Source organism: Bacteroides difficilis (genome assembly GCF_048319815.1).
GTDB lineage: Bacteria > Bacteroidota > Bacteroidia > Bacteroidales > Bacteroidaceae > Bacteroides > Bacteroides zhangwenhongii.
This window is the reverse complement of the sequence record NZ_CP182814.1, coordinates 4,487,757-4,500,288: the sequence shown is the minus strand read 5'-3', so window position 1 is coordinate 4,500,288 and position 12,532 is coordinate 4,487,757. Positions and strand designations below refer to the sequence as shown.

The following is a 12,532-nucleotide window of genomic DNA, read 5'->3' as shown; positions in this document are numbered from 1 at the left end:
GATATATGTATTTAACTAAATTACATCGAATAAAAAGGACTTTTGGAGTTTCTATGCTATTGGCTGCTACATTCTTTTGTCAGTCGTGTAATAGTTTTTTGGATGTTGATGTACGGCATGCTGCTTCAGAAAACCAGCAATGGCAGACATTTGAAGATACTCGTGCGGCATTGATGGGAGTTTATGGACTAATGAGATCTGCATTGGCCGAAAATAATTCTTATTGGGCTTACGGGGAGTTACGTATGGGAGATTTTACTGTTTATAACAGTAATGATTTGAAAGCAGTCGTCAATAACGAATTGAGAAATCCACAGACTTATTTGGAAGAATTATCAGATTGGAGAAGGTTTTATGCAGTTATTAATGCGGCTTCTGTTTTTATAGAGAAAGCTCCTCAAACAGTAGAATTGGATAAAGCGTATTCAGAGGCAAATCTTAAATATGATATAGCCCAAGTCCGATTATTGCGTGCATTTTCTTATTTCTATATGGTACGCATATGGGGGGATGTGCCTTTACTTACACAATCGTATGATAATGGTTTGTTTAAGGAAATTCCCCGTACGGATGCGCAGACTGTTCTAAATTATGCCAAAGAAGAAATTCTGGATGCAATAGTCGATTTGCCATTTGAATATGGAACAGAAACAAGCAAATATTATAATCAAGTTGCGAATTATTGGAGAGGTTTGTTATTAAACAAATTATCAGCTTATACAATATTGGCGCATATATCGGCGTGGGAGGGAAATTATTCGAATGCGGCTACGTATGCTGGTTATGTAATATCTCATGCTTCAAACATTGAGGCAGATTATATTGATGTTAAAGACTTGACTTCACCTCAAGGACTATTTTCTATGGAAACGAAATTCAACGGATATAAGATTGTAAGTTTTAATTTTCCTTATGAACACTTTGAAGCGACGCAAAACGGGCATATTGAACAGTTAACGTTAGCTGCTCCTTTTGTTCAAAAGAGTTATCCGGAAATTTATGTGTCCAAAGACAGCTTGTTTTCTATATTTGATGATTTGACTGATACACGTTTTGGAATCAATGCTTCGGCAAATGATAAATATTATACTAATTATATTAATGATTTGAATACTGAGACTCCATTATTTACAAAAATCAAGGTCGTTCAAGATGGAAAAGGAGAAGATAATGATTATGCTGTTTTCGGTTCTTCCATCATTTTCTCTCGTCTGGAAGAAATTACTTTGTTGCGTGCTGAAGCTTTAGCTGCACTAAATCGTGGAACAGAAGCAATAGCTGATTATAATACAGTGCGGAGCAATCGAGGTTTACCATTACGTACATTTAAATACTTTGAAGCAGATTGTCATAAATTGCTTGCTGCTATTTTTGATGAACGTAGAAAGGAGCTGATGGGAGAAGGATGGAGATGGTTTGATCTGATTCGGAGAGAACGATTGCTGAATGATAATCCGGTGATGCGGGAACTGATAGAGAGAGAAGGCATATATTGGCCAATAGCCTCTGAGGTGTTGTCTGCCAATAAATCACTTACGCAGAATAAATATTGGGAATAATCAAAAAATAACAATGCTATGAATAAATTAATAACAGCTTTATTGATTTCAGTATTCTTATGTTCTTTATTGATTTCATGTAGAAATTATGATGAGGCTGGCTATGTAAATTCCGGTACTAATCTTGGAATTACTTATTTTGATGGAACTACATTGGATTATTTGAAAGCAGGAGATCCTATTTTGAATGTTAAATATGATTCAATGATGAAAGTGATAAATAAAATACCGGATTTTAAGTTCTTTAATGAAGAGACGGGACATACGGTGTTTGCCATTCCCGATACTTGTTTTCAGACGGCAATCACTAAGTTGAATAACTATCGTCAACAAAATTCTTTAGGTAAAAATGTTTATTTAGATGATTTATTGATAGAACCTTTTGAAGTGGAAAAGGAAATTGATCAGGGAGAAGGGTTGGATCCAATTAAAGTCATCATAAAATATGATTATCGTGCATCACTGGATACTTTACTTTGCCGATATATGTTTGATGGAGTTTATGATTCAAAAAAAGTTTTAGAAAATGAAGGGGGGATGAATATCGAATCTTATCATTATGGTTATCAGATGAATCTGTCGTCTGGACGGAATCACTCGGAAGGACTGATGGGAGGAGGAAATCGATATTTCAAGATAAGTGATACAAATAATTCTGTGGTGGTGGATAATTGGGCTATTAGTCCTACGTTGTGGAATGATATATACACTACTGATGGAGTTGTCCATGTGTTGACGTTGGGACATGAGTTTGGCTTTGATAACTTTGTTTACTTTTTCAAAAATCGCTTTAATGAGTATGAAGACAACAAAAAATAGATATAGATTGGCAGCTATGGCAGGTCTTATTTTATTAAGCACTTCCTGTGTAAATAAATTTCTTCCCGAAGACTTGGATTCGTTTGATCAGGATGCGGGTTTTACTCAGTTGGTTTATAAACCGAAATTAGGTCGTACTACTGTTTATACAGATAATTATAATACGGCGAATTCAACCCTTCCATTAACGTTTGAGATTACTAGTATTACTAATAAAGATGGTAGTCCGGCCCCTGAGTTGACTCAGAGTTTTCCGGTGAAAGTATGGAAACAGCCTTATTTGGGAACTGAAAAATCAGTTGCGGAAATAGAAGCCAAAAGAGGAATAGAATATCGTCCGTTATTTCAGATACATAAGCATTCCGGAAACATGGTTATGTGGGCAAATGCTTTGTCTTCTTTCGTGAAGTGTAGTCCGGCTGATTGTTATGTTTTCGATGTTGTTGCCCGGAATTCCGGAGGATATAAGTATACTACCCGTATGGAATTAACTCCTGAGCGGGAAGCCGATTATGAACCGAGTAACTATGACCCTGAAACGGGATTGATTACCAGTGAATATTTACCGGCAACTTCCACTCGTAGCCTGTATACCGAAGACAATAACTATATTTTGGAGGAAGATGTGCATGTATACATCAGACAGAATGAGGACATGGAAGGTGAGGAGAAAACATTAACATTCCGTTTTTATGATGATAATTATGTGCCTATAAATCCTGCAGAGTTTGATAAGACAGATTGGGACAAAATGGCGGAAGGCTTGTTTTTTAATAAGGAGCAGACCTCAACATACGTAAGATATAATGTAGCATATCCTTTACCTTTGCTGGAATTGCCTATGTCTTACACAAATAAGGAAGGGAATAAGGTACATTTAAGTTTCACTGCTTCCAGATTGAGCACGAGCGGATATCGTATCAATCCGAATCTTCAGTTTGACTTTGCTATTTATACAGAAGGACATTGGGAGATCATCTTTGTTTTCTCAACCGGAAAACCATTGTTGGGTAATATTGAGAGTACTAATCATTAAGGATAATTCAAATGAAAAAGCTATATAAATATATTGTTTTTATATTCTTCCTTTTCACAACTATAGATATGATTGCTCAAGATTTTCTTGTCAAAGGAGTTGTTCGGGAGAAAGAGGGGAGACAAATGACTGTTCCAGGAGTTTCAGTTTTTGTAAAAGATCAAAAGACGAAAAAAGTATTGCGGGGTACAACGAGCAATTTGGATGGCGAATTTAGTGTCCGCGTTCCGGCAAATGCTCAGTTAGAGTTTTCCTGTATCGGATATGAGCCTGTTGTCAGACGCATAACAAAAAATGAAGACAATTTAAGAATCTATATGGTAGAGTCTGTGAATATGATAGATGAAACTGTAATTGTAGGTTATGAGAATAAGAGAAAGACTTCGGTAACAGCTTCTACGGTAGTGGTGGATAGTAAGGACTTAGCAATGACACCTGTTGCCAACCCGATGGAATTGCTTCAGGGACGTGTGGCAGGATTTGATTTGCAGATGAATAATGGTACTCCCGGTTCGATCGGACAAATGAACATTCGTGGTGTTTCCAGTTTGAATGTGTCCGGTGATGGTGAGAATGCCCAACTTCTTTCAGGCACTCCATTGTTTGTTATTGACGGTATTCCGCAAGAAGATGTGGGTGACTATGATTCTCAGGGATTATTGAATAATTCCGGTGTCAGTCCTTTGTCAATGCTTCCTTATGAGGATATTGATAATATCCAGGTGCTTAAAGATGCGGCTGCTACTTCATTGTACGGTTCCAAAGGTGCTTATGGAGTAGTGCTGATTCAGACTAAAAGAGGAAATTCTCCGAAGCCCAGATTAGTTTATTCTGGCAATTTTAAAGTGAATACTCCACCTAGTTTGCGTGATGTGGCGATTGGTAATGCAGAGCGGAGAGCCCGTATTATGCAGATTCTGCAAAATGATACTTCTATCTATCATGGCTTGAATGCAATACACGGACTACCTGCTTTATCGGACAGTTTGAATCCGTATTACAATAATAATACCGACTGGCAGGGAAACTTCTATCGGAGAACGTATAATCAGACACATAATGTTAGTTTTTCCGGTGGTGATAAGGCTTTTAATTATAAGATAAACGGTAATTATTATACAGAGAAGGGTATCATACAAAATACCGACTTTAACCGTTATGGCATAACCATGAATATGGGATATGCTCCTAATGATAAATTCGATCTGGATGTGAAAGTATCGGCAACTTTTGCTATCAACAGTACTGGTAGTGGTGATAATTTCTCTCAGAAAGGGGTTGCTTCGGGAAGTAATGCTTCTTCTTTACTGCCTCCACCTTCCTTATATACTGCGTCCAATGAAGCATTGAGTATTTTTAAGGTGGATGATGATAAAACGAGTTCGGTGTATGATGCTAGTTTGAATGTTGGTTATAAATTGCCTTGGAATCTTCAATGGCGAGCTACGGTTGGCTATAAATATACTCGGGATGAACAGGAGACTTTTACTCCGGCAATATTAAGTCAGGTAGATGGTAATCCGAATATGGCAATTTGGTATAATGCCAGTAATCGTTCACATAGTATCTATGGGCGTACTACTCTTTCCGGAAATGTAGATGTCGGACTTTTGACACTGGGCTTGACTTTAGGAACAGAACTTAGTCTTTATAAAAAAGGAGGAAATGAAGTTTCCCTGAAAGGAATGTCAAGCGATTATATATGGGGACCGATAGGTTATGCTCCGAAATTGACAAATGGAACCGCTTATAGTTCTACGAATAACAATACTTTGTCATTCATGATCAACCCAAGCATCGGATGGAAAGGAAATGATAAATACGTATTGACTCCTACCATTCGTCCGGAAGTAAATTCTTCTTACGGGGCTAAAATTAAATGGACGATAAATCCGGGATTGGGATTTAAATGGAATTTCACAGCGGAAAATTTTATGGAAAAATGGAGAGAACGTTTCCTGTCATCCGGTGCTATACGTGCTACGTGGGGACGTTCTGTCAGATACTCTGCTTCCCGTTATGATATTTGGGGTGTTTATAATCTTTTGGAGGATACCTATAATGGTTCTTCCATTACTCCTATCGACTTCGGAAATTTGCCTAACCAGGATTTGAAGCCGGTAACCACAACTCAATGGAATTTGGGGCTTGACCTGAACTTCTGGAATGGGAAATTAATGTTCACGGCGGATGCTTATTATAAACAAACAGATAATGATTTGAGAGAGACGGCTCTTGCCAATCATAATGGATTTGATAAGATAAAAAGTACAGAAACAAGTTTGGTCAATTACGGTTTGGAGTTACAGGTAGGAGGGCGTCCGTTATCAAGTCAGAGCGATTGGAATCTTTACTGTAATTTTACTCTTGCTTTTAATAAAGATGTCATTACTAAATTGCCAAATGATTTGCGCCAGATTATTGCATCCGATTATACATACGTCAACAAACTGGGATCTAATACATTTGGAAACTATCTATATGTATATAAAGGAGTGTATGCGACCGATGAGGATGTTCCGGTCAATCCTGCTACCGGTAAACGTTTGCGGGTAGGTGGAAATACCTCTGAAGAAGCCTATTTTCGTGCAGGAGATCCGATATGGGTTGATGTGAACGGAGATTATGTGATTGATGAGAAAGATAGAGTTATTGTTGGTAATTCTCGTCCGAGGGTAACAGGCGGATTCAGTTTGAATTTGCGTTATAAAGCGTTTTCTATCAACACGAATACTTCTTTTACTTTGCGGAGGGATATTATAAATAAGGCGTTGGCGGATCGTTTCGCTTCATATGGTAATCCTTTGACGAAATCATTGGAAAAGGAGGGGGCTATGGTACCTATTGATGCCTATAATTTCTGGACACCTGATAATCGTTATGGAGCAGAATATCCAAATCCTTATGATTATACGCGTTCCAATATTATCAAACCGTATCGTGCGGAACAGACCTTATTTATGGAAGATGGTTCGTATTTTAAGATTAACACTATTTCAGTAGCCTATGATGTACATAAAAGTATTCTTAAATGGTTCGGTATAGGTTCTATGACTTTGAATGCCAGTATGAATAATGTTTGGACTTTCTCCAATTATTCTGGAATAAATCCGGAAAATGTAACGTCATTGGGGTACGATAATTCTGGTGGTTATCCGAATGCACGTTCTTATACGGTAGGTATTATAATCAGATTGTAGTATGTTAAAACAAATAATTCGTATGAAAAAGAATATATTCATTATATCATTACTTGCCGTTTCGCTATTGAGCAGTTGCGGTTTGATAAAAGTAGATGCGGATGATAAGTTGCCGGGAGATGAGTTTTGGATAGAGGGGAATGCCGGTAATGTGGAAACTTATATGTTGAGTATTTATAACAATTTCCGGAAAGCCACAATGATAAAATCTGCCTTTTTTGTTTATTCAGGTGATTTTCGATGTGCGCCTATTGGATATTATAGTGGTGACAGGGACCTGTTGGGATATTTGACGTCAAATGATATGGCCGGATTGAAAAGTAGATATGATTCCGGAAATAACGGTGAAGGAAGTGTTGGTCAAATAACGAATTGGAACTATTTTTATCAGGTGGTTCAAGGTGCGAATATTTTGTTGAAGGAAATCGATGAAGTTCCGGATATGACTGATCAACAAGTACGCAACTATAAGGCAGAAGCTATTTTTATGCGTAATTTAGCCTATTTCTTTATGGTCCGGTTGTTTGGAGATATACCTTATTATACGGTTGCCTATAATTCTGAACCTTTGTCTCGTACGAGTATGGTGACTGTATTGCAAAATTGTCTGGCGGATCTGCAGGCACTTATTGATAGTGATCCGGATAAAACTGCTTTGCCATGGAGATATTCGCTTAATTCAAAATCGGGAGTTCGTGCTACACGTGGAGCTGTATTGGCTTTGATGATGCATATTAACCTTTGGTTAGTCCGTTTTGATTCAAAACAAAGTAATACCTATTATCAAAACGTTGTTTCTTTGGGAGATGAATTGGTGAATAGAAATGATAACTCTTATGAATTGGTTGATATGAGTCGCTCTTCCTTTATATTCAAAGGTGGAACTAAGGAAAGTCTGTTTGAGATAGCTCAAAATATCAATAGCAATGAGATATTTGATCAAACAGCTATTTTTTCCAATCACTTTGCCTATTCTTGTTATATTAATCGAACTACACCGAGCTACTATTATAAAAGGGAGTTTTTAATAAAACTTTTTCCCGTGAATGGAGAGGACAAACGGGTGTCAAGTTGGTTTAATGACAATATATATATGGCTGATAAGATCGACCTTTATCCCAAGGAAATAACCAAATTTATGAATCCGGATACTTATAGTGGAGATAATATAACATCCAATTCGGGAAATCAGATCGTGTTCAGGTTTGCTGATGCCATTTTACTTTATGCTGAAGCCTTGGCTGCTATAGGAGAGGAAGGAGAAGCACAGGCACAATTGAATAAGATACGGGATAGGGCAGGTGCCACTTCTGTAATGTCTACCGGAACGGATTTGCAAAATGACATATTTTGGGAACGCGTGCGTGAGTTGATTGGAGAAGGACATTATTACTATGATTTGGTACGTACAGGAAAAATTCACGATACTAATTTCTGTGAGACTCCGATCAGTCGATCCAAATTTAACGAAGGAGCATGGACTTGGCCGATTTGCCGTAAGGCATTGGTAAATAATCCGTATATGACGCTAAATAACTATTGGGAATAATCTAAAATGAAAAACGATATATGAAAAAGAATAGAAAAAAAGGAGTTGTAATTATTTGTACTCTGTCGGCATTTTTTGCTATATGGAGCTGCTCTAATGATGATTATTTGATTGACGGAGGAACCAGCAGCCCTTATTTTGAAGGCACTATGTGGAAATATTTGAATACGGAACCACAACATGAGCGATATTTTTCCAAACTTGTGGATGTTATTGAGTATGCCGAAATGGAAGATCTTTTTAAAAAAGAAGATGTTACCTTCTTTGCTCCTACCAGTCAGACTATCAATAAGAGTATGAAGTATTTAAGCGATTATAACTATAATTATTATGGTGGTGAAGAAGTTACTGACATTCGTCAGGTAAAAAAAGAAGTATGGAAGGACTTCCTTTCTTTATACATTGTTGAGGGAAAATATGAATTGAAAGACCTCCCCCAATTGGACACATTGGCTATAACAGCTTACCCCGGTCAGGCCTATCGCTCTTACAACGGACGCCCGATGAATATCGGTGTAGATTATGCTTCGGCGAATGGGGTGAAATATGCAGGATATCGTATGTTGATTTATTCCTATATCAATAACTGGGGTAGTAGTGTGGAAGACCGTGATATGATAAACGCGAAGGTAGCTACTTGCAATTTACAGCCTTATAATGGTATTGTTCATGTCATTCGTTTTATAGATCATGATTTTGGCTTTGATAAACGTTTATTCATGCAAAAGGCTTTGGAAAAAGGGATTGATCCTGTTCCACCTGTCGAAGATGAGAAAAGTGAAGCTGTAGCGAATTTAAGTTTTACTTCAAAAACGGAATAATTATGAATATGAAAGCAATAGTTCTGGTGAACCGGATTTTATGTTTGTTGTTCATCGTATCGTTTTTGAGCGCCTGTAATGAAGGGCTGGACGATAGTATAAAGGAAGACCCTTATAAAGGAGGGAAAACTCCCTTTGGTATTCAGTTGAAAGATGAGGCTCCATCGCCGGAGAGTGCTAATCCGGAAGATTTAGTTGAATTTAAGGCAGTAGGATTAGAGAATCATTGGAATCCTGATACAAAGAAAGCCGAGTTTAAATTTTTTCTTTCGGAACAAGAAGTCGAAGTGGTTAATGTAACTGAATCCTCTGTGACAATTCGCGTACCGAAGAGCATTAGTACCGGATCTTCCTACATAGAGATGGAGGGGCAGATCTTCTATGGCCCTACACTGAATATTTTGGGAAACGTTTCTGTGGATAAATCATATGGTTTATGGCGGACACAGAGGGTTACCGGTGGTGTGATTTTTAATTATCTGAAAGGGGATAATTTGGATAATGCCTGCTATATCTTGGGTGAATTCACTGCAGTGGGACCACATATAGAGTGGATATATGATCGGGGAGGAATAGCTCTGATTGATAAGCAAGGGTTGGTTGCACCGCGATATTCATCTGGTTTTGGAATAGGGCATGGAGCTTCTTCATTTGTTACATCGGAAGATGGGTATGCTATATCTTCCAGATTGTTATCTATGTCTTATGTCAATAATAGTGCAAAAAATATTTTACTTTCAGGATATTATGATGAATATGAAAGTGTAGAGAATATCTTCAATATCACTGTTCTGAAAAACAATGTAGCTCTGGAAACCAAGGATATCCAGTTGCCTCGTAGATTGACCGGAAAATTGGAGTGGAAAAAAGTTCCGAGTTTTAATGGCGGGACGCTTGAGCAGGTACTTCTTTCTTTTGCTACTTCCGATGAGCAAGTTATTGCTGTGGGGAATTTTACCCAATATTGCCGGAATGATTATGATAATTCTTTTTATGAAATTATAAAGCGGAATTATAAGGAGGTTGGACCGATTATCCGTATGAATATGGCTGGAGAATTGGATACTGAATACCGGGTCGGAAAAAGTAAACCGGAAGGAGAGATTAAAGATGCGGTGATGGATAGAGATGGGAATGTAATTATTGCCGGAAATCTTTCTGCTTTTGACGGTGAGCAGGTATTTAATTTGTTGAAAGTGAATACGGCCTCCGGTGAACTGGATCAGACATTTAAGTCTAATATCGGCTCCGGAGTAAATGGAGCTATATCAATGATTCGTTATAATACGACATTGGATAAGTTTGTGATAGTCGGTGAGTTTACTGAAGTCAGTGGTGAACCCTGTCCTGGAATAGCTGTCATCAATGGTGATGGTACTTTGGACAGAACTTTTATTCCGCGTGAGATTGAAGGCGGAAAAATAAGTTTTGCTTCTTTGCTTGACCTGAATAAGGTAGTAATTGCCGGTACTTTCAGTAAGTATGATGGGGTTATGCGTCCCGGATTCCTTATCTTAGAGGCTGATGGGGAAGCGATGCAAGGGTTTAACGTTCCCGGTCAATTTTCCGGACAGATCTATCAGGCTGTTGAGACGTATGCCACAACAGGATTTAAGGGATTATTGTTACTTGGCGACATATACCGTTTCAATGGGGAGACTGCAAGGAATGCTGTGATGATTGAATTGGATTTTTAATTATAGAGGAAAGATACAATGATACATAAAAATATAATAAAGAGACTATTGGCTTCTCTACCTCATCTTTTTATGATTGGTGCATTGGCATTCATTACATGGTCATGTAATGACACAATGGAACAAATGCTGAAAGAAGACTATCCCGATAATAGTAGTGAAACATATGAGTCGGGTCATGTGCTACTGATTGTTATGGATGGTGCAAGCGGGAAAGCTGTGCAGCAGGCATATAATATATCTAAGACACCCAATTTGCGTGCAATGGCTCCGCATTCAAAATATTCCTTCAATGGACTGGCCGATTCTAAAAAGGATATGGTGAGATTCACGAATGATAGGGGGTGGGCTAATGTCTTGACAGGTGTCACGTCTCATGGTATTGGTACTACAGATGAAGTGACCGATACTGAGAAAGGGATTGAGCAATTATATACACCTTCTCTCCCTGTTTTACTAAAGCAGAAAAATAGTAAATTGGTATTCAGTTTGTATGCTTCAACTCCATCATTTTATGATGCATTCAAAAAAGATATTGATCATGCGGAGAATGCCGGAGATGATAATGAAGTCACAGAGCAGGTTGTCGGAGAATTACAGAGAAGTGATAAAGCTCCGTCTGATCTAATTATCGCTCAGTTTGATGGAATACGGAAAGCCGGACAGGAAGAAGGATTTTATATCGAGCAGGGAGGAGAGATTGTGGCTACTGATGGAGTGGTCTCTGCTATACAAACGGTAGATGGTTATATAGGGCAAATAATGAATGCGCTCAAATCCAGACCTAACTTTGCGGGAGAAAATTGGTTAGTGATTATCACTTCAAATTATGGCGGAGAACCGATAAAAGAAACAGAGGCTACTTATTATTATGATTATTTGAATCGTAATACGTTTACTATGATGTATAATGAGAAAGCTTCTACTCAGTTGCTATTGAAGCCTTCGAGTGAAACATTGAACTATGAATATTATACAACTGTCTTTTCTAATAAGAAATATGCCCAAATATTAGATCCGACTTTATTTAATATGGATACTCAGGAACAAAAGAATTCTTATACCCTGCAATTTATGTTTATGACAACAAAAGTCAACAGCTCGGGATGGTGGACATTTGTTTCTAAAGGCTCCGGTGCTTATTATCCGGGTAAAGGATGGGCTGTTCATGCCCAATATGGTAATTATAATATTGATGCCGGAGGACGGTATTATTCTAATGCACCTGTGAATGATGGGAATTGGCATGTGCTGACTTTCGTTTTCGATACGGAGAAAAAGAAATTACGGATATATACAGATGGAGTGATGGGAAGTGAGAATCCATTACCAACTACTCTTAATGATGTGGGCGATCCTTTAATTATCGGTCACATGAAGGATAGTGATCCGATTAATGGTCCTTTTTGTGTATCAAATCTCCAGTTCTATAATGTGGCACTTCCTGAAGATTTTATTAAAAAGAACTGTGGAAAAACCCGTCTGGAAGAACTTAAAAATGAGTATTGGGATAATTTGTTGGGCTATTGGCCCAATGACCGTGAAGAGGATTTTCAGAAAGAACTTATATATGACTATTCCCAATACGGAGACCGGAATGATGATAGCCATCCTAATCATATGCATTGGGGAAACGGAGAACGTGAATGGCTGACCGGGAGTTCATTTCAACAACACGTAAATCCTACTCCAAATGAATCTTTCTATACGGCAGTATTCAATACGGTTGATGTACCTTATCAGATATGCCAGTGGCTGGGAATCATAGTCGACCGCAACTGGAAATTGGAAGGTCAAGGGTGGCCGTTGGACTATTCATCAATGGATAAAGATTAACCTGATAAAACAGAT

At 38.0% G+C, this 12,532-nt stretch carries 8 protein-coding genes; all 8 read left to right on the top strand.

Annotated elements, in window-relative coordinates; all coding sequences use genetic code 11:
* Positions 1 to 5: 5 nt before the first annotated feature.
* From ACNOGP_RS17785 to ACNOGP_RS17750, 8 genes are read left to right on the top strand one after another with little or no spacing between them, the layout of a single operon-like run.
* Positions 6 to 1,559, top strand: a complete 1,554-nt coding sequence (locus ACNOGP_RS17785) for a RagB/SusD family nutrient uptake outer membrane protein (RefSeq protein ID WP_418213374.1) — start codon at positions 6 to 8, stop codon at positions 1,557 to 1,559.
* An 18-nt stretch (positions 1,560 to 1,577) separates the two neighbouring features.
* Positions 1,578 to 2,378, top strand: a complete 801-nt coding sequence (locus tag ACNOGP_RS17780) for a hypothetical protein (protein WP_270539212.1) — start codon at positions 1,578 to 1,580, stop codon at positions 2,376 to 2,378.
* Positions 2,359 to 3,414, top strand: a complete 1,056-nt coding sequence (locus ACNOGP_RS17775) for a DUF5007 domain-containing protein (RefSeq protein WP_418213373.1) — start codon at positions 2,359 to 2,361, stop codon at positions 3,412 to 3,414. Before ACNOGP_RS17780 ends, ACNOGP_RS17775 begins: the two co-directional genes overlap by 20 nt.
* Positions 3,415 to 3,425: 11 nt before the next feature.
* Entirely contained in the window at positions 3,426 to 6,614 is a 3,189-nt protein-coding gene (locus ACNOGP_RS17770) for a SusC/RagA family TonB-linked outer membrane protein (RefSeq protein WP_195475537.1), read from the top strand.
* Between the two features lie 22 nt (positions 6,615 to 6,636).
* Positions 6,637 to 8,163, top strand: coding sequence for a RagB/SusD family nutrient uptake outer membrane protein (locus ACNOGP_RS17765; protein WP_418213372.1), 1,527 nt, complete (start codon positions 6,637 to 6,639; stop codon positions 8,161 to 8,163).
* A 20-nt stretch (positions 8,164 to 8,183) separates the two neighbouring features.
* Positions 8,184 to 8,984, top strand: coding sequence for a fasciclin domain-containing protein (locus tag ACNOGP_RS17760; protein WP_418213371.1), 801 nt, complete (start codon positions 8,184 to 8,186; stop codon positions 8,982 to 8,984).
* Positions 8,985 to 8,992: 8 nt separating this feature from the next.
* Positions 8,993 to 10,681, top strand: coding sequence for a DUF5008 domain-containing protein (locus ACNOGP_RS17755; protein WP_418213370.1), 1,689 nt, complete (start codon positions 8,993 to 8,995; stop codon positions 10,679 to 10,681).
* An 18-nt stretch (positions 10,682 to 10,699) separates the two neighbouring features.
* The gene (locus ACNOGP_RS17750; protein ID WP_418213369.1) at positions 10,700 to 12,517 is read left to right on the top strand and encodes a LamG-like jellyroll fold domain-containing protein; all 1,818 of its coding nucleotides are present in this window, start codon (positions 10,700 to 10,702) and stop codon (positions 12,515 to 12,517) included.
* The last annotated feature ends 15 nt before the right edge of the window (positions 12,518 to 12,532 follow it).